An 18,903-nucleotide genomic window follows, 5' to 3' on the forward strand; every position below is an offset into this window, starting at 1 on the left:
ATGTGGAGAACCCATGGCTCATCTGCGCTCCAGACGCCGTCACGCCCTGCTGGCGGTGCCCGTCGGCCTCGCCCTCACCGCGTCGCTCGGCCTCCTGCCCGGTGCGGCGTCGGCCGCCCCGCAGGGCACACCTCGGGCGAAGGCCCCCGCCACCACGAACGGGCCGCTGCTGTCGTACGTCGTCAACACCACCCCGGACCGGGCCGCGGTCGCCCGGGTGACGAAGGCCGTCACCGCGGCCGGCGGCAGTGTGGTGGTCGCCTATGAGCGAATAGGCGTGGTCGTCGCCCACTCCACGAACCCCGGCTTCGCCGCGGCGCTGCGCACCGTGCCGGGTGTCGAGTCCGCGGGCGCCACCCGCACCGCGCCGATCACCTCGGCCGCCACCACCGACTTCGGCCCGCCCGAGAAGGTGAAGCCGCCCACGGGCCTCGCCGCCGCCCGCTCGCGCGCCTCGGGCAAGGAGCCCCTGGAGGGCCTCCAGTGGGACCTCCCGGCCATCAAGGCCGACAAGGCCGCGAAGATCGACCCGGGCAGCCGGAAGATCACCGTCGGGGTCATCGACACGGGCGTGGACGACACCCACCCGGACCTCGCGCCGAACTTCTCGAAGGGCCAGTCCGCGAGCTGCGTCAGCGGCAAGGCCGACACCGGCCCCGGCGCCTGGCGGCCGTTCGACCCGGCGAAGGACTACCACGGCACCCATGTGGCGGGCACGATAGCGGCCGCCCGCAACGGCATCGGCGTGGCCGGTGTGGCGCCGAACGTCAGGCTCGCCGCCATCAAGGTCTCCCAGCCGAAGACCAGTTCCTTCTACGCGGAGAGCGTGGTCTGCGCCTTCGTCTTCGCCGCCGAGCACGACATCGCGGTGACCAACAACAGCTACTACGTCGACCCGTGGATGTTCAACTGCGCGGACGACCCCGACCAGAAGGCCATAGCCGACTCCATCGCCCGCGCCGCGAAGTACGCCGAGAGCAAGGGCACCGTCAACGTCGCCTCCGCGGGCAACTCCAACTTCGACCTGGCGGCCAAGGAGCTCACCGACACCGGCAGCCCGAACGACACCAAGCCGCCGCGGACCCGCAAGATCGACCCCTCGGTCTGCCTCGACGTCCCCGCGCAGCTCCCCGGCGTGATCACGGTCGGCGCGACCGGGGTCAAGTCGCTGAAGTCGTTCTACTCCAACTACGGCGAGGGCCAGATCGACGTGGCGGCGCCCGGCGGCGACAAGTTCCAGGTGCCGGACCTGCCCGCCAAGGACGGCCGCATCCTCTCCACGCTGCCGGGCGGTGACTACGGCTATCTGCAGGGCACGTCGATGGCCAGTCCGCACGTGGCCGGTGTGGTGGCCCTGCTGAAGGGCAAGCACCCGCGGTCCACGCCGCAGGAGATCCAGTGGATCCTCAAGGCCCAGGCCCACAACCCCGGCTGCCCGCCCGCCACCGCGGCGTGCACGGGCACCCAGCACGTGAACGGCTTCTACGGCTACGGCATCGTCGACGCGCTGGCGGCGGTGCGGGACTGAGGACACCGCACGGTCGACGGTCCGGGGGGGGCTCCCCCGGACCGTCGTCGGCTAGAAGCCGTGGAGGGCGCCGCCCTCCACGGGAAGCATGGTGCCGGTGATGTAGGACGCCGCGGGCGAGAGAAGGAAGGCCGCCGCCCGCCCGAACTCCTCGGGAGCGCCGTAGCGGCGCAGCGGAATGCGCGCGGACGCCGCGACCCGTACGGCCTCCGGGTCGCCCGAGAGCCCGTCGAGCTGCCGTACCCGCTCGGTGTGGATGCGCCCCGGCAGCAGTCCGACGACGCGGATGCCGCGCGGACCCACCTCCTGGGAAAGGGACTTGGCGAAGCCCGCCAGGCCGGGCCGGAGGGCGTTGGAGAGGGTGAGACCCGAGATCGGCTCGCGGACGGAGCCGGAGAGGACGAAGCCGATCACTCCGCCCTCGGTGAGTTCGGCGGCCGCCGTGCGGGCCAGCCGGACCGCGCCGAGGAAGACGGAGTCGAAGGCCGACCGCCACTGGTCGTCGGTGTGGTCCGGCACGGAACCGGCCGGTGGGCCGCCCACGCTGATGAGGATGCCGTCGAAGCGGCCGAAGCGGGCGCGGGCGGTAGCGACGAGGCGGTCGGCGGTGCCGGGGTCCGCGTTGTCGGCGGCGACGCCGACGGCGTGCGGCCCCAGCTCTTCCGCGGCCGCGGTCACGGCCTTCTCGTCCCGCCCCGTGATCACCACCTTCGCGCCGTCGGCCACGAGTTCGCGCGCGGTGGCGTTGCCCAGGCCGCGGCTCGCGCCGGTGAGGACGTACACCCGGTCCTTCAGTCCAAGATCCATGCGGCCGATTCTGCCCCGCCGCCCCCGGCCGGGGCGAGGGGGTCGTACGACCCGGCCGGTCCCGGGGTGCTACTCCGGGGCGGCGGCGGTCCGGGCAGGCTCGGGCTCCGGCCCGTCGGAGGACCGCGCGGCGGCCTTGGCCGCCTCGGCGGCACGGTCCTTGAGCTCGCGGCGGACCAGGATCACCCAGCCCACGGGCACGAACGCGGCGAACAGCCACCACTGCACGGCGTAGGCCATGTGCGGGCCGATGCTGTCGTGGTCCGGCTCGGGCACGAGCTGGGGGCCCTTGGGGCCCGGGTCGGGGGCGGTGAGCTCGATGTAGCCGCCGAGCACGGGGCGGCCCATGGCCTGCGCGCGCGCCTCGCTGTTGATGCGCATGACCTGGCGGGGCGGCAGGCCCTTGGTGTTCTTGATCCCGCTGGAGTCGGTCTCGTCGGCCTTCAGCCGGCCGGTGACCGTGACCTTGCCGGAGGGCGCGGCGGGGATGTCCGGGAACTTCGTCAGGTCGTCCTGGGCGGGGATCCAGCCGCGGTTGACGAGGACGGTCCGCCCGCCGTCCATGAGCAGCGGGGTGAGGACGTAGTAGCCCTGGCGCTGGCCGTCCTTGTCGGTCCGCTGGCGGACCACGACCTCGTCCTTGGTGTCGTACGTACCGGCGGCCGTGACCGCGCGCCACACGTCGCCGCCGCGCACGGCGCGGCCGGGCCCGGCGAGCTCGGTGACGGGCACCGGGGTGGCGGTGAGGCTGCGGGCCACCAGGTCGTTGCGCGCGACCCGGTGCTCATGGCGGTGGAACTGCCAGAAGCCCAGTTTGATCATCGCCGGGATGAGGGCGAGCCCCACGAGCGTGAGGATCACCCACTGCCGGGTCAGCAGGAAGCGGTACACGCTTTTGACGGTACCTGGCCCGGTCCGTCCCCTCGCCATCGGGTCGCGCCGGGCCGACGGGGCTCAGCCGTCGGCCCGGCGCTGCGCCGGGACCACGTGCGAGAGCAGCTGCATGAACGCCGCCTCGTCGATCACCGGGGTGCCGAAGGAGCGCGCCTTGGCGGTCTTGGAGGTGGGGGAACCGGGGTCGTTGGTGACCAGCAGGCTGGTGAGCCGGGAGACGCTGGTGGCGATGTGCAGGCCGGCCTCGATGGCGCGGTCCTCCAGCAGCTCGCGGTCGACCGAGGTGTCACCGGAGAACGCCACCCGCATGCCCTGGATGAGCTGTTCGCCCTCTTTGTACCTGCCGGGGTTGGGGTACGGGCAGGCCGGGCGCTTACGGCTCGGCCGCCAGCTCGTGGACCGGTACGACGGCTGGTAGCCGATGGACACGGAGCGCGTGGGCGCGGGCGCGTCGGACCACTCCGTCAGCGGCTGGCAGGCCAGCAGCGGCAGCCGCAGCCCGGCCTCCGCCGCCAGCCGGAGGCTCGGGCGGAACGCCTCGGCGAGCACGCGCGCGTCGTCGAGCGCGTGGTGGGCGCGCTCCTGCACGACGCCGTAGTGCGCGGCGAGCGACTCCAGCTTGTGGTTCGGCAGGGGCAGCCGCAGCTCCTTGGAGAGCGCGATGGTGCACAGCCGCTGCCGCACGGGGGCGGTGACGTTCGCGCGCGCGTACTCCCGGGCGAGCATCGACCAGTCGAAGGCCGCGTTGTGCGCGACGAGGACCCGCCCGTCCAGCCGCGCCGCCAGCTCACCGGCGATCTCCGGGAAGAGCGGCGCGTCGGCGAGGACCTCGGTGGTGAGCCCGTGGATCCACACCGGACCAGGGTCGCGCTGCGGGTTGACCAGCGTGTACCACCGGTCCTCCACCCGGCCCCGGGCGTCCAGTTGATAGACGGCGGCCGACACTATCCGGTCGTCCCGGGCGAGCCCGGTGGTCTCCACGTCGACGACCGCGTACCCCTCGGGATACGCGGCCGGCCACGGGGTCGGCGATTCGTCGGCGGCACGGTCTACGAGCATGGTCACAGAGAATACGGGGCCGCACTGACAACGCCGGCGCGAGCCGGGCCCGTAACGAGGGGTCAGGCCGGGGCGCCGGGGCCCGCCCCACGTGATCTGCGCCACGGCGGCGGGGTCCGCGTCACCCGGAAGGTGGAGCCCCGCCCACGTGGCCGGGGTCACACGAGGCGGGTTCCCCGGGCGGGCCCGACGCCCCCCGCCGCTCGTTCCCGGCGAGCCCGCCGCTCCTCGCACAGGCGGACAACTTCCCCCTGGCGCGCTCCCCTTGGGCCACGGAGACCGGTATGCGCACCCGGCCCGCCCCGCACAGGGGAACCCCCGGTAACGCCGATGGCCAACCCGTCGGTAACAACCCCTAGCGGCCCGCCCGGCGGCACGCTTATCGTGCCGCCATGCCACACCTACCCGATGTCGTGCTGTGGTCCGTACCCGCCTTCGTCCTGCTCACCGCGGTGGAGTTGGTGAGCTATCGGCTGCGCCCCGCGGAGGAGAGCGGCGCCGCGGGCTACGAGGCCAAGGACGCGGCCACCAGCATCGGCATGGGCCTGGGCAGCCTCGTCCTCGACGCCCTGTGGAAGCTGCCGGTCGTGGCGATCTACACCGCCCTCTACGAGCTCACCCCGCTGCGCGTGCCCGTGCTCTGGTGGACGCTGCCGCTGATGCTGCTCGCGCAGGACTTCCTCTACTACTGGTCGCACCGCGGGCACCACGTCGTCAGAATCCTGTGGGCGTGCCACGTGGTGCACCACTCCAGCCGCAAGTTCAACTTCACCACCGCGCTGCGCCAGCCGTGGACCTCGCTCACCGTGTGGCCGTTCTACCTGCCGATGATCGCGGCCGGCGTGCATCCGGCGGCCGTCGCGTTCTGCTCGTCGACGAACCTCGTCTACCAGTTCTGGGTGCACACCGAGCGGGTGCGGAAGCTGCCGCGGCCCTTCGAGTACGTCCTGAACACGGCGTCCCACCACCGGGTGCACCACGCGTCGCAAGGCGGCTATCTCGACCGCAACTTCGGCGGCATCCTCATCGTCTGGGACCGGCTCTTCGGCTCGTTCGTCCCGGAGACGGAGCGCCCCGTCTACGGCCTGACGAAGAACATCCACACGTACAACCCGCTGCGCGTGGCCACCCACGAGTACGCGGCCATCCTCCGCGACCTGCGGGCGGCGAGCAGTTGGCGGGAGCGCGCCGGGCGGGTGTTCCGGGGGCCCGGCTGGCAGCCACCGGCTCCGGCGCCGGCGCCCGTCCACGAGCCCGTCGCGTGACCCGCCCCCGTACCGCCCGTGCGCTGCTGGCCGCCTTCCTCGCCGTCTCCGTCGCCCACTTGTGCGCGCTGCCGGCCGGTTCGGCCGTCGCGCCGGTGACCAAGCCCGTGCTGATGCCGCTCCTCGCCGCGGCCGTGCTCGCGCGCGGCGGGCCCCGGCTGCTGGCCGCAGCCCTGCTGTGCGGGTGCGGCGGCGACACCCTGCTGGGCATCGGGGGCGACACCCCCTTCCTGCTCGGCATGGGCTGCTTCGCCGCCGGCCACGTCTGCTACCTCGTGCTCTGCGCCCGGCACGGCAGCCCCGGCGGCGGGCGGACGTACGCGCTCGCCGGGGCGTACGGCGCGGCCTGGCTGGGCACGGTGGTGCTGCTGTGGCCCGATCTGGAGGCGCGGCTGCGCGTCCCCGTCGCGCTCTACAGCCTGCTGCTGACCGCGATGGCCCTGGGCGCGACCCGGGCCCGGCTGACGACCGCGGCGGGCGGGGCGCTGTTCCTGCTGTCGGACACGCTCATCGCGAGCGACCTGGCCGGCTGGCCCCAGGCGCCCGCGCCCCGGTTCTGGGTCATGCTGACGTACCTCGCGGCACAGTTCCTGCTGGCAGCGGGGCTGCTGAGGGCGGTACCGACGGCCGGGGCGGCCGGGGCACCGGCGTACCGTGAGATGCGTACGACGTCCTGAGCGTGACGACTTGAACCGGCAGGGAACAACACCATGCGCGCGACCACCATCCACGCCCCCCACGACATCCGGGTCGAGGACGTCCCGGACCCCCGGATCCAGCGGCCCGGGGACGCGATCGTACGGGTGATGCGGGCCTGCATCTGCGGCAGCGACCTGTGGGCCTACCGGGGCGAAGCACCTCGGGAGCCCGGTCAGCGCATCGGTCACGAGTTCCTCGGCATGGTCCTGGAGACCGGGCCCGAGGTGACCGGGCTCAGGCCCGGACAGCTCGTCGTCGCGCCCTTCATGTGGTCGGACGGCGTGTGCGACTTCTGCGTCGAGGGCCTGACGACCTCGTGCGAGCACGGCGGTTTCTGGGGCGCGCCGGGCAGCGACGGCGGCCAGGGCGAGGCCGTGCGGGTGCCGTTCGCCGACGCCACGCTGGTCCGGATCCCCGACGAGCTGGCCCCCGACAGCCACGACGGCGACAGCAGGCTGCTGGACGCGGTGCTCACGCTCTCCGACGTGATGGGCACCGGCCACCACGCGGCGCTGGGCGCGGGCGTCCGGCCAGGGGCCACGGTCGCCGTGGTCGGCGACGGCGCGGTCGGCCTGTGCGCGGTGCTCGCCGCCAAGCGGCTCGGCGCGGAGCGGATCATCGCGCTCGGACGGCACGAGGCGCGGACCGCCGTCGCGCGGAAGTTCGGCGCCACCGACGTGGTGGCGGAGCGCGGCGAGGCCGCCGTCGCCGCCGTACGGGAGCTGACCCGCGGTCAGGGCGCGCACGCGGTGATCGAGGCCGTCGGCACCGAGCAGTCCATGCGGACGGCCTTGCAGATCACCCGGCCGGGCGGTGCCGTCGGCTATGTCGGCGTGCCGCACGGCAGCGGCAACGCGCTGGACCTGCGGGTGATGTTCGATAACAACATCGCGGTGCGCGGCGGCGTCGCCCCCGTCCGCAGCTATATCCCCGAGCTCCTGCCCGACGTCCTGGACGGCACCATCGACCCGTCCCCGGTCTTCGACCTGACCGTGAACCTCGACGGCGTCCCGGACGGCTACCGCGCGATGGAGGACCGGACGGCGCTGAAGGTTCTGATCCGGCCGTGACGTGACGCTGCCCGCTGGGGGAGAGCGGGTTTCCGGCGGCCGTCCCGCCGTTGCCGCCTGCGGCGGGGACGCCTTTCGGGCGTGTCCTCAATCGCCGGACGGGCTGGATTGTGCGGACCGTGGCCTTGAGTCTGCGGGACCCGCAGGTTCGCTGCCACGGCCCGCAGATCCAAGGCCACGGTCCGCGAAATCCAGCCCGTCCGGCGTTTGAGGACAACGCGGCGAAGCCGTGTTGCGGGGTCCGGGGCGCAGCCCCGTGCGGACGGCGCGGGGACCGGTCAACCCACCCGCTCCGCCCGGTGCCGCACCGCCGCCAGGCGAACCCGGGCCGGGAACCGTGACAGGCCCGTGGAAACCCGCGCGTGGGCCAGGACCTCGTCCGAGAGCCGGGACAGCGCTTCGGCCGGTGCCGCGTGGGGGCCGAGGGTGAGCGAGACCGCCGCCTCCGGTGCGGAGCGGCGGCCGGAGAGCGCGACCACGGCCCGCTCGACCCCGTCCAGGGACTCCGCCTCGGCGGCGAGCACCTCTTCCAGCGCCCGCCCCCGGACGACGGCCGCCTCTCCTCCCCCGCTGTTCACCAGCACCTCCCGCAGCCGGCGCCGCCGCAGCTGTGCCAGCAGCCACCAGAGGGCCAGCAGGACCACCAGCCCCAGCACGGCGAGGACCACGGGCCACCACCAGCCCTCCGCCCGCCACCTCAGCCGGGCGTCCCGGCCGAGCAGCACGTCGTGCGGCCCGTCGAACGGCCAGCCCGACGGCAGCGAGAAGTGCCAGCGCCGCTGCAGGTCCAGCGCGCCGACCAGGACCGCGCCGCCGAGCGCGACCAGCACCAGGCCGGCCAGCCCGATCAGCACCCGGTTGACCGTCCTCACCACGGCACCCCCACCCTCACCTCTTCGCCGGCCGTCGTACGTGCACGGACACCCCGGGCCGCCGGGCGAGCCCCAACTGCCGTACGCCGTCGGCCAGTACGGCGTCCAGGTCGCCGCGCACGTCGTCCAGGTCCCGGAAGTGCGACAGGGCGCGGGCCCTGATCCGGTGGCGGCCGACGTCGACCCGTACGGACTGCACGCCGGCGACCTCCATCGCCCGGTCCCGGAGCACCAGCGCCGCCGCCCGGCGGTCGAGACCGGCCCGTACGTCGGGGGAATCGCCCCGCATCGGCAGCACCCGGCGCAGGCCGGGGGTGACGGCGAGGGCGATCAACCACAGTCCGGCGAGCACGGCGAGGGCGGCGGCGCCGACGATCCAGGCGTTGTCGAGGTGCCGGGTGGCCAGCTCGTGGGCGAGGCGGCGGCGCCAGCGCATCGCGGGCCGGTGGGCACGCACGGCGGCCACGTCGTACAGGAAGGCCCCGGCGCAGCCCAGCACCACGGCCGCGACGAGCGCGGCGGGCAGTCGCCGTGCCGACCAGAACCGCCCGGCGCGGCCGTCGTCGTCCGGTGCCGCGGGGCCCTCGACCGCGGTGTCGTCCTTCTCGGCACCGGGTCCGGCGGTGCTCATCGGACCCGCTCCCGCCCCGCGTCCCGCGTGTGCGCCGAGTGGAGCCGCTCCACCGTGACGGCGACCTCGGGCACGTCCATGCCCGCCAACTCCCGCACCCGCTCGGTGATCCGGCGGCGCACGGCCCCGCAGAGCGTGCCGATGTCCGAGGGGTAGCCGAGTTCCACGGAGACGCGCACGTGGGCGGTGTCGTCGCGCACGGCCACGGTGGCATACGGGGGCGTGCGCTCCCCGTCCGCGGGGAACGGGCCCGCGCCGGTCAGTGCCTCGCGCGCCGCCTGCGAAGCGATCTTCGCGACGACGCGGTCGGCGATATGGGTGGCTCCGCGCTCAGCAGCTTCCACCACGCACCCTCACCGCGCCGCTCACAGGCTCCACGCGCCCCTCACCGCCGCCGTCCGTCCCGCTCCCGCGAGCGGAAGAGGTCGCCCGGGTCCAGGTCCCCGTCCAGGAAGCGGCCCACCACGAAGCCGATCGCGCCCAGGGCCGCCACCAGCAGGAATGCCCCGAATCCGCCGAAGTACCCGGCGAAGGCGAGCACCATGCCGGCGATCATGCCCACCACGGCCATGCTCATCGTGCGCTCCTCACTGGAGCCTCGGCTCCGGCTCGTCCTCTTCCTCGTCGGGCAGCTTGACGTCGCTCACGGCGATGTTGACCTCGACGACCTCCAGGCCGGTCATGCGCTCCACCGCCGCGATGACGTTTTCCCGCACCGCGCGGGCGACATCCGCGATGGCGACCCCGTAGTCGACGACGATCTCCAGGTCGAGCGCGGTCTGGACCTCGCCGACCTCCGCCTTCACCCCGCGGGCGACGGACTTCCCGCCGCCGGGCACCCGGTCCCGTACGGCGCCGAAGGTGCGGGCGAGGCCGCCGCCCATCGCGTGCACCCCGACCACGTCACGGGCCGCGAGCCCGGCGATCTTCTCCACGACGCCGTCGGCGATGGTCGTACGGCCCCGGTCGGCCGGTGCGCCCAGCGGCTCCTTCGATGCGGTCTCGGTCATCGTCGCTCGCCTCTCTCCCTAGGGGGACAACGCGTGCACGGCTCCTCCTGCCACCCTAGGTGGGGTTCCCGTGCACCGCTCGGGACATCCATGAGTCGCACGCCCCCCGCGTACGGGGGTGCGGCAGGCTGTGAGGGGTGACGGTGGTCGCGGACCCATGGGCGCGGGAGGTACGGCGGCAGCTCGGGCTGGGCAGGCTGCTGCCGCTCGGCGGTGCCGCGGACGGCTCCTGGATCGCGGAGTCCGCGGCGGCGGAGGTGCTGCGCCGGGCCGCCGCCCCGCTGCGGGGAATCCGCCTCGGCCCGCTGCGGCTCGCCCTCGCCGACCCGGCGACGGCCGTCCCGCCCGCCGTACCGCCCCCGCCGAGCGCGCTCCCCGTGGGTCCGTTGCGGGTGACGGCGGAGGTCGCGGCCGCGGCGGGGAGGCCGTTGCCCCCGCTCGTGGACGGTGTGCGGGCGGCCCTGTGGACGGCCTCGACGGAGGCCCTGGGGCTGGTGATCGAGGCTGTCGACCTTCGGGTGACGGAGCTGCTGGACGACGCGGAGGGCGAGGACGCACCACCGCTGCCCGTACCGGACAGGGCCGCCGCCGCGGCCCCTTTCCGGACGCTGCGGTCCGTGCGGACCGCCCGCGTGGACGGCGGCTCCCACACCTGGGTCGAGATCGCGGTGGGGCCGGGGCAGCGGGCCCTGGACTCGGCGCGGGCGGCGCGCGAGGCGGTCACCGCGGCCGGTTCCGGCACGGTGGCGGCCGTGGTCACGGCGGTCGATCCGCCCTGACCGGGCGGCGTCGGGCCGTGGGTAGACTCCCCGAGTTGATCAAGGGGTGGGGGTAGTCACGGCACCAGGGCTCTCCCCTGGGGGAGGAGTCCGGAAGATGTCACAGCTACTGAACCGCGGTGGCTGCCTGGGGGCGTTCCTCCGCTCCGCCCGCGCCAAGGCGGACGCCATCTTCACCGCCTCCGGCCCCGGACGTGTCATGGACCCGACCATAGACCGGGTGCAGAAGTGGCGCGCCGTCGTGGGCGCGGCCGCCTCGTTCGCACTGATCTGGACGTACGGCATCGACGGCGGCTGGAGCGGGGTCTTCGAGGACGGGATCAGCAAGCTCTTCCTCGCCCCGCTGATCCTCATCCTGGTGGGGCCGCTGGTGATCCTGGGCTTCATCTTCTACGCCCCGGCACGGCACCGGCCACTGCTGCGGTCCCGGCTGCGCCACCCGCTCAAGGCCGTCGGCTGGTACGTGGGCGCGCTGGCCGCGTCCATGGCCTGCCTCTTCGTGGCCGGTCAGGGCCGCGGCTACGTGGGTCGCCTGCTCGGCGGGACCGCGGGCATGCTGATCGAGAGCGCGCTGCCGCTGGTCCTGCTGCCGGTGCTGCTGTGGATGGCGGCCTTCCTGTTCTTCTCGTCCGGGGCCGCCGCGCGCTACGCGTTCAACACCGCCGATGTGCACGCCGCGCTCCCCGCGGTGCTCACCGTGGTGCTGGTCTGGGCGCTCAGCCTGGTCTCGCTGGGCGACGGGCTGCCCAACGGCCCGGTGGTCGTGAAGGTGGCCGCGTTCCTCGGCGGCCCGCTGTCGGTGACCGCCGTCTCCTGCTGGGAGCTGCGCTGTCTGCGGACGCGCCACGGGGTCCGCATACGCGGCTGAGCGCGCGGGGGCGCGGCCGCCCCCGCGCCGGGGCTCACTCCCCCAGACCCGCGAGGTCCCGCAGCCGGCGCGCCTGCGCCTGGCGCTCGGCGGCGCGCTGCGCCTCGTACGTACGGCCGGTGCCGTCGCGCAGCAGGGCCTTGGTCTCGACGACGGCGTCGCGGGGCGCGGCGAGGAGGGCCGCGGCCAGGTCCCGGGCGGCGTCGTCGAGCTCGGCGGCGGGCACCACCAGGTTGGCGAGGCCGGTGCGCTCCGCCTCCTCCGCGCGCACGAAACGGCCGGTGGCGCAGATCTCCAGCGCGCGGGCGTAGCCGACCAGCGACAGCAGCGGATGCGTGCCGGTGAGGTCGGGCACCAGTCCGAGGCTGGTCTCGCGCATCGCGAACTGCACATCGTCCGCGCAGACCCGCAGGTCACAGGCGAGGGCGAGCTGGAAGCCCGCGCCGATCGCATGGCCCTGCACGGCGGCGATGGAGACGATGTCGTTCCGCCGCCACCAGGTGAAGGCCTCCTGGTAGGTCGCGATCTCGGCGTCGAGCGCCTCGTCGGAACCGCGTGCAAGGTCGAGGAAGGACGGCTCGCCCTCGAAGCCCTCGGGGGTGAACGCCTGCCGGTCGAGACCGGCGGAGAAGGACGCGCCTTCCGCGCGCAGCAGCACGACCCGCACGCTGCCCGGCAGCAGCCGTCCGGCCGCTGCCAGACCCCGCCACAGCGCGGGCGACTGGACATTGCGCTTGGCGGGGTTGGTGAGAGTGACGGTGGCCACCGCGTCGTCCACGGTGAGCCGTATGCCGTCCTGGTCGAGCAGGGTAGTGGGGGCGGTCATCGGTGGGCCTCCGAATTCGGCTGCAATCACGCTGGGTTGACTGCACAGTAACCACCCGGCCGACTGCTCGACCGACCGGGTGGCACTACCACACCGACGGTGCCCTTGGGATGCGTGGCGTCAGGCCGAGGCGGCCTTCTTGCCGCGCGTCGCTCCGCCGCGACCACGGAGGATCACGCCGGATTCGCTGAGCATCCGGTGGACGAAGCCGTAGGAGCGGCCGGTCTCTTCGGCCAGCGCCCTGATGCTCGCACCGGAGTCGTACTTCTTCTTCAGGTCTGCCGCGAGCTTTTCGCGCGCGGCGCCGGTTACCCGGCTGCCCTTCTTCAGAGTCTCGGCCACCCGTGCCTCCTCATGGGAGATGCGCCTCTTGACTCTCATGATCACCCCTATGCGGCCTCCTGGCCACCCATTCGACAAGGTCCATGAGATGACGTTTCCGCGATTCCCGGCCGCGCCAGGGCCTGGAACAGGCGATTCCGAACAGTCGCGCTCGTACGCCCGTACGGGTGGTGGAGCGAAGAGGCAGGTCAGGCGGGGCACCCCTGACCCATGGTGCGAGCACCCCGGCGCACGGCACTGGGCGTGCGCCGGAGCGCTCGGGGGCACCGTGGTACGAGCCGTACTCACTCAGATGATGGATCACCTGTCGGCCGAATGATCGGGACAGCACTGATCGGGCGCCGAGCGGACGCCGGTGCGCCGCCGCCCAGGGCGGCGCGACCGGGGCGCGACCGGGGCTCAGGCGAGGGTGACGAGGTCCGCGTAGTCCGGGCCCCAGAGGTCCTCGACACCGTCCGGGAGCAGGATGATGCGCTCCGGCTCCAGGGCGTCGACGGCGCCCTCGTCGTGCGTCACCAGGACCACGGCGCCCTTGTAGGTGCGCAGCGCGCCGAGGATCTCCTCGCGGCTGGCCGGGTCGAGGTTGTTGGTGGGCTCGTCCAGGAGGAGGACGTTGGCCGAGGAGACGACGAGGGTGGCCAGCGCGAGGCGGGTCTTCTCGCCGCCGGAGAGCACGCCGGCCGGCTTGTCGACGTCGTCGCCGGAGAAGAGGAACGACCCGAGCGTCTTGCGGACCTCGACGAGGTCGAGGTCGGGCGCGGAGGAGCGCATGTTCTCCAGGACCGTGCGGTCCGGGTCCAGCGTCTCGTGCTCCTGGGCGTAGTAGCCGAGCTTGAGGCCGTGGCCGGGGGTGACCTCGCCGGTGTCGGGCTTCTCGGCACCGGCGAGCAGCCGCAGCAGCGTGGTCTTGCCCGCACCGTTGAGACCGAGGATGACGACGCGCGAGCCCTTGTCGATGGCCAGGTCGACGTCGGTGAAGATCTCCAGCGAGCCGTAGGACTTCGAGAGGCCCTCGGCGGTGAGCGGGGTCCTGCCGCAGGGCGCGGGGTCGGGGAAGCGCAGCTTGGCGACCTTGTCGGAGACACGCTCGGCCTCCAGGCCGGCCAGCAGCTTCTCGGCACGGCGGGCCATGTTCTGCGCGGCGACCGTCTTGGTGGCCTTGGCGCGCATCTTGTCGGCCTGCGAGTTGAGGGCCGCGGCCTTCTTCTCGGCGTTCTGCCGCTCGCGCTTGCGGCGCTTCTCGTCCGCCTCGCGCTGCTGCTGGTAGAGCTTCCAGCCCATGTTGTAGACGTCGATCTGGGAGCGGTTGGCGTCCAGGTAGAAGACCTTGTTGACGACCGTCTCGACCAGGTCGACGTCGTGGGAGATGACGATGAAGCCGCCGCGGTAGGTCTTGAGGTAGTCCCGCAGCCAGGTGATCGAGTCGGCGTCCAGGTGGTTCGTCGGCTCGTCCAGCAGCAGGATGTCGGCGTCGGAGAAGAGGATCCGGGCCAGCTCCACGCGGCGGCGCTGACCGCCGGAGAGGGTGTGCAGCGGCTGGGCGAGGATGCGGTCGGGCAGGCCGAGGGCGGCCGCGATGGTGGCGGCCTCCGCCTCGGCCGCGTAGCCGCCCTTGGTGAGGAACTCGGTCTCCAGGCGGGCGTACTTCTTCATCGCGTTGTCCCGCGTGGCGCCCTTGCCGTTCGCCATGCGCTCCTCGTTCTCCCGCATCTTGCGCAGGACGGTGTCGAGGCCGCGGGCGGAGAGGATGCGGTCGCGGGCCAGGACGTCGAGGTCGCCGGTGCGCGGGTCCTGCGGGAGATAGCCGACCTCACCCGAGCGGGTGATGGTGCCCCCGGCGGGCATGCCCTCGCCGGCGAGGCACTTGGTGAGGGTCGTCTTGCCGGCGCCGTTGCGGCCGACGAGGCCGATGCGGTCGCCCTTGGCGATACGGAAGGACGCGGACTCGATGAGGATGCGGGCGCCGGCGCGCAGCTCGATGCCGGAGGCGGTGATCACGGGACTACTCCTGGGCGGGATGGACAGCGAGGGGGACGGGGGTGAACACACCCGCGCGCGCTCTCCCGCGCGGGACGGCGCGGGGGCGGGCGGCGGCGTGGGCCGACGCCGTCTAATGCACGAGGAGGAATGCCATACGGACCAGTCTAACGGGGGCGCGCAACCCGATTTCCCGGTGCGCCCGGGGCGGTTCCGCGGCCCGCTGGGTCATCATGGCGCGACGGATCGGCGGTGCCCCGGACGCCACCCCGGAACGGGCACGTGACGGACCGCACATCGATACTCGGGGTGGGAAGGCGGTAAGTGCATGCAGTTCGACGACGACGCGGACCTGGACACGTCCCAGGTGCAGGACTCCCGCGGCAGCCGGATCCCCGGCGGCGGGGTGACCATCGGCGGCGGGATCGTGGGGCTGATCGCCCTGGTGCTGGGGCTCTTCTTCGGCATCGGCCCGCAGGAGCTGGGCCTCAGCAGCTCGGAGCCGGGCACCCCGTCGGCCACCGCCAGCACCAGCGAGCAGGTCTCCCAGCACTGCCGCACCGGCCACGACGCCAACACCAAGGAGGACTGCCGGATCGTCGCCGTGGTCAACAGCGCGCAGTCCTTCTGGAGCCAGGAGTTCGCCCGCCGCTCCCGCACCTACACCCCGGCCTCGACGGTCCTCTTCACCGCGCGGACGAACACGGCGTGCGGGGCCGCGACCTCGGCGGTCGGCCCGTTCTACTGCCCCGGTGACCGCAAGGTCTACCTCGACCTGGGGTTCTTCGACGAGCTGCGCACCAAGTTCGGGGCGAGCGGCGGGCCCTTCGCCCAGGCGTACGTCGTGGCCCACGAGTACGGGCACCACATCCAGAACCTGCTGGGCACGCTCGGCCGCGCCCAGGACCGGAAGACCGGCGCCGAGAGCAACTCCGTCAAGGTCGAGCTCCAGGCCGACTGCTACGCCGGGGTCTGGGCCAAGCACGCCACCTCCACGCCGGAGAAGTCCACCGGCCGCCCGCTGCTCAAGCAGCTGACGCAGAAGGACATCGACGACGGGCTGTCCGCGGCGGCGGCCGTCGGCGACGACCGCATCCAGGAGAAGTTCCAGGGCCGGGTCACCCCGGAGAGCTGGACCCACGGCTCGGCGGCCCAGCGGCAGCAGTGGTTCACGACGGGCTACACCACGGGTGACGTGGGGCGCTGCGACACGTTCCGCTGACCGGTTCTGGTGCGGGTCCGCCGCCGCCTGCGGCGGGAGCGGCCTGCGGCCGCGTCCTCAAACGCCGGACGGGCTGGTTTTGCCGGCGTAATCCGCAACGTGCGGGCATTTCAGCCCGTCCGGCGTTTGAGGACAACGCGGCGAAGCCGTGTTGCGGGGTCCGGGGCGCAGCCCCGTGCAACGGACCCGCACCCTCCCCGGTCAAGCCCAGGGCACCGTTCAGGCTCCGCCCGTGTGGACCTGGAAAGCCGCTCGGCGCATGGCCTTGGCCAGGGCCGGGTCCGGGTGGGCGGCCGCCAGGGCGACGAGGACCTGGACCGTGCGCGGATGGCCCACGGCCCGTACCTCCTCCAGGAGGCCCGGCACGGTGCCCTGCACCGCCGAGTCCAGGTGGCGGACCAGCAGCCGGCTCTCGCCGTGGTCGGCGACGGCCGCCGCCGTGTCCACCCACAGCCAGGTCGCCTCCTCACGGGTGAGGACCTCCGCCGCCGCCTGTTCCGGGTCCCGCCCCTCGTGCTCCGCGAGCCAGAGCAGCGCGTACGGCCGCAGGCACGGTTCCCCGGCGGCGGCCCGTACGACGGGCTCGGCGGGCGCGCCCACCGCGCGCAGTGCCTCGAAGGCGAGGCCCCGGACCAGCGCGTCGTCGCCGCGCGCGGCCTCCAGGAGCTCGCTGACGGCACTGCTCGCGGGCCGGGCGGCGAGCCAGGCGCGGTACTCGGCGCGGGCCGGGCCCGGGGTGAGGTCGGCGCAGCCGCGCAGCATGGCCTCGGCGGACAGCTCGATATGGCCCGCGGGGCTCTGGGCGGCCACACAGATCTGTTCGAGCTTGACCCAGACCGCCCAGTTGCCCAGCGGGGTCAGCACGGCCTCCCGGGTGTCGCCGGCGGCGGGCACGGCGCCGTCCCGCATGACGAGCGCGCCGACGGAGGCGAGCCCTTCGAGCGCCCAGTCGAGCAGCCCGGCGAGCGGGTCGCGCCCGGCCGGGCCAGCAGGGACATCGGTGGGGGGCATGGGTTCGGGGGCGGTCCTGCGGCTGTCGTACGGGACCTCGCAGCGCTCGGCGCGGATCTCGGCGACGCGCTGCTGCAGCAGGTCGAGGAGCATCGCGACGGGGACGGGCCCGGCGGACAGGTGCATGACGGACAGCAGCTGCGGCGCGGCCTCGACGACCTCGGCGGCGATCGTCGCGTCGGTGCCCGCGGGCGCCGGGTGGGCGAGGGACCACGCGTCGAAGAGCGCGACCCAGCCGCGCAGCACGGCGCCGTCGTCGCGGTCCCAGGCCTGGAGGCGCCAGCCGGGGCGTGCGGTGTCGCCGTGCATCTCGATGAGCCCGGCGAGGCGGGCCCGGTCCCAGTCCGCGCGCACCTGGCGGGCCGTCAGCCGCAGGGCGTCGGCGGCCTCCTCCGCCGTGCCGCGGCCGCGCTCGTCGGCCGCCCAGCGGGCCACCCGGACCGCGCCGGTGAGGCCGTATCTCGCCTGGCGGGCGAGTTCCGCGGGTGCCGGGGTGCCCGCCGGCGGGCGGGGCGCGGGGCGGGAGCCGCGGTTGGCCACGGCCCGGCGGGCAGCGGCGATCGGCTGTTGGGGGACCAGTCTGAGCCGGGAGTCGCGCGGAGTACGGGACGTCACAGGAGCAGTCTTGCCGTTGACGCTCCGAAAACCCAATCGGAATCAACTGTCCGGCCATCGCGGGATGCCGTCGGGTGCGCCTGGAGTGCCGGGAAACGCCTCGTGGGAGGGGTCGCATCCGGTCACATCAGGGGGGTCAGGAAGCGCCGCAGGGCCTCTTCGTAGGCCGCCGGATTGGCGTTCCACATGGCGGCGTGCGGGGCGTGCCGGACGGCCCGCAGGTGCATCAGTTCCGGCCGCCGGGCGACGAGTTCGCGGGATCGCGCCCAGGGGGCGAGGGTGTCGTCGGGGCCGTGCACGACCAGGGCGGGTCCGGTCAGTCCGGACGGGTCCGTGGCCGATATCAGACTGTCGGGGCTCAGACCGGTCCTGCCCTCCGCCGCACGGACCGCAAGCGGAATCAGCGGGGCGGGGGTGCCGCGGTAGGCGGCGCAGGCGCGGACGAGCGCCGGCCAGTCGAGGACCGGGGAGTCCATGACGACGCCCGCGACGCGGGGCGCCAGCGCCGAGTCCAGGGCGGCCAGGAGGGCCATGGTGGCGCCGGTGGACCAGCCGTGCAGGACGACGCGGCGCGCCCCGTAGCGGACGGCGTAGCGGATCGCGGCGTCGAGGTCGCGCCACTCCACGGCACCGAAGTGACCGATGCCCTCGGGCGGCCGGGGCGCGCCGGGGTCCCCGCGGTAGCCGAGGTCGAGGACGGGCAGCCGCAGCCGGTGCAGGAACGGCATGACGACCATGGGGTGCTCGCGGGTCGCGCCGAGCCCGTGCACGGTGATCACCCAGGTGCCGCGGTCCCCGGGGACGAACCAGGCGGGCAGCGGCCCGAGCTCGCCGGGCACCTCGACGTCGGCGTGGTCGAGCCCGAGGGCGTCCCGGGGGTTCCCGATGTGGACCTGCGGGGTGAGCCGGACGCGGGTGCCGGGCTCCAGCGTGCCGTGGGTGACGCGCTCCAGGCGGCGTACAACGCAGTCGGCGGGGTGCTCGGCGTCACCGTCGACGGGCCCGACGACGGCGTGCAGGCCGGGTGCGGTGAGCCCGTACGTGCCGGGGCGCTGCGCGGCGACGCTGCGGGTCAGGGTGACGGTGTCCGTGCCGACGGCGTGGACGGTGAGCTGTTCCGCGTCCGGCGGGGGGTGGCCGGGGCGGGGCTTGAGGGCAGCGTCGGCGGCGTACCGTCCGGCCGCTATCGCGGCCGCTCCGGCACCGACTACGGTCGTGGCGGCCAGGGCCGCCGCTATCGCCGGGTGCACGTCTTCAGTGTGAGCGTGTGGTGAAGTTGTGGCCAGTGGGCGGGGTGTCGGTGGTGCGGCGCCGTTGCCGCCTGCGGGACCGTCGCCGCCTGCGGCGGGAGCGGCCTGCGGCCGCGTCCTCAAACGCCGGACGGGCTGGATTCGCGGACCGTAGTCCGCAAGCTGCGGCATTTCAGCC

Annotated in this window: 20 protein-coding genes; 7 read left to right on the forward strand and 13 right to left on the reverse strand. The window is 73.9% G+C overall.

Annotation, left to right across the window (positions count from 1 at the left end):
- Nucleotides 1-13 precede the first annotated feature (13 nt).
- Nucleotides 14-1,528 carry a S8 family peptidase gene (locus tag ACWD4A_RS15860; protein ID WP_451194150.1) on the forward strand — a complete coding sequence of 505 codons (1,515 nt, stop codon included), beginning with the start codon at nt 14-16 and terminating at the stop codon, nt 1,526-1,528.
- Nucleotides 1,529-1,579: 51 nt separating this feature from the next.
- Here the strand turns inward: ACWD4A_RS15860 and ACWD4A_RS15865 are convergent, their stop codons facing one another.
- From ACWD4A_RS15865 to ACWD4A_RS15875, 3 genes are all read right to left on the reverse strand, one after another.
- A complete protein-coding gene (locus ACWD4A_RS15865; RefSeq protein WP_451194152.1) occupies nt 1,580-2,335 on the reverse strand; it encodes an SDR family oxidoreductase in 756 nt (251 codons plus the stop codon).
- Between the two features lie 69 nt (nt 2,336-2,404).
- The gene (locus ACWD4A_RS15870) at nt 2,405-3,226 is read right to left on the reverse strand and encodes an SURF1 family cytochrome oxidase biogenesis protein (protein ID WP_451194154.1); all 822 of its coding nucleotides are present in this window, start codon (nt 3,224-3,226) and stop codon (nt 2,405-2,407) included.
- Nucleotides 3,227-3,289: 63 nt separating this feature from the next.
- On the reverse strand, nt 3,290-4,288 hold the full coding sequence (locus ACWD4A_RS15875; protein ID WP_451194156.1) for a DEDDh family exonuclease: 999 nt from the start codon (nt 4,286-4,288) through the stop codon (nt 3,290-3,292).
- Between the two features lie 392 nt (nt 4,289-4,680).
- Between ACWD4A_RS15875 and ACWD4A_RS15880 the strand changes: the two genes are divergently transcribed.
- Genes ACWD4A_RS15880 through ACWD4A_RS15890 form a run of 3 tightly spaced genes read left to right on the forward strand, consistent with a single transcriptional unit; the run spans nt 4,681 to nt 7,322 of the window.
- Nucleotides 4,681-5,553, forward strand: coding sequence for a sterol desaturase family protein (locus tag ACWD4A_RS15880; protein ID WP_451194158.1), 873 nt, complete (start codon nt 4,681-4,683; stop codon nt 5,551-5,553).
- Nucleotides 5,550-6,230 (forward strand): lysoplasmalogenase, encoded by a 681-nt coding sequence (locus ACWD4A_RS15885; protein ID WP_451194160.1) that lies wholly within the window; start codon nt 5,550-5,552, stop codon nt 6,228-6,230. Before ACWD4A_RS15880 ends, ACWD4A_RS15885 begins: the two co-directional genes overlap by 4 nt.
- Before the next feature lie 33 nt (nt 6,231-6,263).
- On the forward strand, nt 6,264-7,322 hold the full coding sequence (locus ACWD4A_RS15890; RefSeq protein ID WP_451194162.1) for a zinc-dependent alcohol dehydrogenase family protein: 1,059 nt from the start codon (nt 6,264-6,266) through the stop codon (nt 7,320-7,322).
- Between the two features lie 278 nt (nt 7,323-7,600).
- Here ACWD4A_RS15890 and amaP read toward each other — a convergent pair whose 3' ends face one another.
- Genes amaP through ACWD4A_RS15915 form a run of 5 tightly spaced genes read right to left on the reverse strand, consistent with a single transcriptional unit; the run spans nt 7,601 to nt 9,835 of the window.
- A complete protein-coding gene (amaP, locus tag ACWD4A_RS15895; protein WP_451194164.1) occupies nt 7,601-8,197 on the reverse strand; it encodes an alkaline shock response membrane anchor protein AmaP in 597 nt (198 codons plus the stop codon).
- A 13-nt stretch (nt 8,198-8,210) separates the two neighbouring features.
- A complete protein-coding gene (locus tag ACWD4A_RS15900; RefSeq protein ID WP_451194165.1) occupies nt 8,211-8,825 on the reverse strand; it encodes a DUF6286 domain-containing protein in 615 nt (204 codons plus the stop codon).
- Nucleotides 8,822-9,169 carry an Asp23/Gls24 family envelope stress response protein gene (locus tag ACWD4A_RS15905; RefSeq protein ID WP_451194187.1) on the reverse strand — a complete coding sequence of 116 codons (348 nt, stop codon included), beginning with the start codon at nt 9,167-9,169 and terminating at the stop codon, nt 8,822-8,824. The genes ACWD4A_RS15900 and ACWD4A_RS15905 overlap by 4 nt, the downstream gene beginning before the upstream one ends.
- A 41-nt stretch (nt 9,170-9,210) precedes the next feature.
- Nucleotides 9,211-9,402 carry a hypothetical protein gene (locus tag ACWD4A_RS15910; protein WP_451194167.1) on the reverse strand — a complete coding sequence of 64 codons (192 nt, stop codon included), beginning with the start codon at nt 9,400-9,402 and terminating at the stop codon, nt 9,211-9,213.
- Between the two features lie 10 nt (nt 9,403-9,412).
- Complete coding sequence (locus ACWD4A_RS15915; protein WP_451194169.1) at nt 9,413-9,835, reverse strand: Asp23/Gls24 family envelope stress response protein; 423 nt, start codon at nt 9,833-9,835, stop codon at nt 9,413-9,415.
- Nucleotides 9,836-9,972: 137 nt separating this feature from the next.
- Here ACWD4A_RS15915 and ACWD4A_RS15920 point away from each other — a divergent pair, with 137 nt between their 5' ends.
- Nucleotides 9,973-10,614, forward strand: coding sequence for a hypothetical protein (locus ACWD4A_RS15920; protein ID WP_451194171.1), 642 nt, complete (start codon nt 9,973-9,975; stop codon nt 10,612-10,614).
- Nucleotides 10,615-10,711: 97 nt separating this feature from the next.
- Nucleotides 10,712-11,482 (forward strand): hypothetical protein, encoded by a 771-nt coding sequence (locus ACWD4A_RS15925; protein ID WP_451194173.1) that lies wholly within the window; start codon nt 10,712-10,714, stop codon nt 11,480-11,482.
- A 34-nt stretch (nt 11,483-11,516) separates the two neighbouring features.
- Here the strand turns inward: ACWD4A_RS15925 and ACWD4A_RS15930 are convergent, their stop codons facing one another.
- The 3 genes from ACWD4A_RS15930 to ACWD4A_RS15940 all read right to left on the reverse strand — a co-directional run bounded on the left by ACWD4A_RS15930 (nt 11,517) and on the right by ACWD4A_RS15940 (nt 14,648).
- Nucleotides 11,517-12,308 (reverse strand): enoyl-CoA hydratase/isomerase family protein, encoded by a 792-nt coding sequence (locus ACWD4A_RS15930; RefSeq protein WP_451194175.1) that lies wholly within the window; start codon nt 12,306-12,308, stop codon nt 11,517-11,519.
- A 120-nt stretch (nt 12,309-12,428) separates the two neighbouring features.
- Entirely contained in the window at nt 12,429-12,650 is a 222-nt protein-coding gene (locus ACWD4A_RS15935; RefSeq protein WP_030366669.1) for a helix-turn-helix domain-containing protein, read from the reverse strand.
- Between the two features lie 399 nt (nt 12,651-13,049).
- Nucleotides 13,050-14,648, reverse strand: coding sequence for an ABC-F family ATP-binding cassette domain-containing protein (locus ACWD4A_RS15940; protein WP_451194177.1), 1,599 nt, complete (start codon nt 14,646-14,648; stop codon nt 13,050-13,052).
- A gap of 307 nt (nt 14,649-14,955) precedes the next feature.
- On the opposite strand from ACWD4A_RS15940, the gene ypfJ reads away from it, so the two are divergent.
- Nucleotides 14,956-15,849 carry a KPN_02809 family neutral zinc metallopeptidase gene (gene ypfJ, locus ACWD4A_RS15945; RefSeq protein WP_451194179.1) on the forward strand — a complete coding sequence of 298 codons (894 nt, stop codon included), beginning with the start codon at nt 14,956-14,958 and terminating at the stop codon, nt 15,847-15,849.
- 219 nt (nt 15,850-16,068) lie between these two features.
- Here the strand turns inward: ypfJ and ACWD4A_RS15950 are convergent, their stop codons facing one another.
- Together ACWD4A_RS15950 and ACWD4A_RS15955 are read right to left on the reverse strand one after the other, a co-directional pair.
- Nucleotides 16,069-17,475 (reverse strand): hypothetical protein, encoded by a 1,407-nt coding sequence (locus ACWD4A_RS15950; protein WP_451194181.1) that lies wholly within the window; start codon nt 17,473-17,475, stop codon nt 16,069-16,071.
- Between the two features lie 122 nt (nt 17,476-17,597).
- Entirely contained in the window at nt 17,598-18,725 is a 1,128-nt protein-coding gene (locus tag ACWD4A_RS15955) for an alpha/beta hydrolase (RefSeq protein WP_451194183.1), read from the reverse strand.
- Nucleotides 18,726-18,903 lie beyond the last annotated feature (178 nt).

It is taken from the genome of Streptomyces sp. NPDC002537 (assembly GCF_053594975.1).

Coding starts and splice junctions, on each gene's coding strand:
- ACWD4A_RS15860 (WP_451194150.1), top strand. CDS start 14: ATGGCTCATCTGCGCTCCAGACGCCGTCACGCCCTGCTGGCGGTGCCC.
- ACWD4A_RS15865 (WP_451194152.1), bottom strand. CDS start 2,335: ATGGATCTTGGACTGAAGGACCGGGTGTACGTCCTCACCGGCGCGAGC.
- ACWD4A_RS15875 (WP_451194156.1), bottom strand. CDS start 4,288: ATGCTCGTAGACCGTGCCGCCGACGAATCGCCGACCCCGTGGCCGGCC.
- ACWD4A_RS15880 (WP_451194158.1), top strand. CDS start 4,681: ATGCCACACCTACCCGATGTCGTGCTGTGGTCCGTACCCGCCTTCGTC.
- ACWD4A_RS15890 (WP_451194162.1), top strand. CDS start 6,264: ATGCGCGCGACCACCATCCACGCCCCCCACGACATCCGGGTCGAGGAC.
- ACWD4A_RS15900 (WP_451194165.1), bottom strand. CDS start 8,825: ATGAGCACCGCCGGACCCGGTGCCGAGAAGGACGACACCGCGGTCGAG.
- ACWD4A_RS15910 (WP_451194167.1), bottom strand. CDS start 9,402: ATGAGCATGGCCGTGGTGGGCATGATCGCCGGCATGGTGCTCGCCTTC.
- ACWD4A_RS15915 (WP_451194169.1), bottom strand. CDS start 9,835: ATGACCGAGACCGCATCGAAGGAGCCGCTGGGCGCACCGGCCGACCGG.
- ACWD4A_RS15925 (WP_451194173.1), top strand. CDS start 10,712: ATGTCACAGCTACTGAACCGCGGTGGCTGCCTGGGGGCGTTCCTCCGC.
- ACWD4A_RS15930 (WP_451194175.1), bottom strand. CDS start 12,308: ATGACCGCCCCCACTACCCTGCTCGACCAGGACGGCATACGGCTCACC.
- ypfJ (WP_451194179.1), top strand. CDS start 14,956: ATGCAGTTCGACGACGACGCGGACCTGGACACGTCCCAGGTGCAGGAC.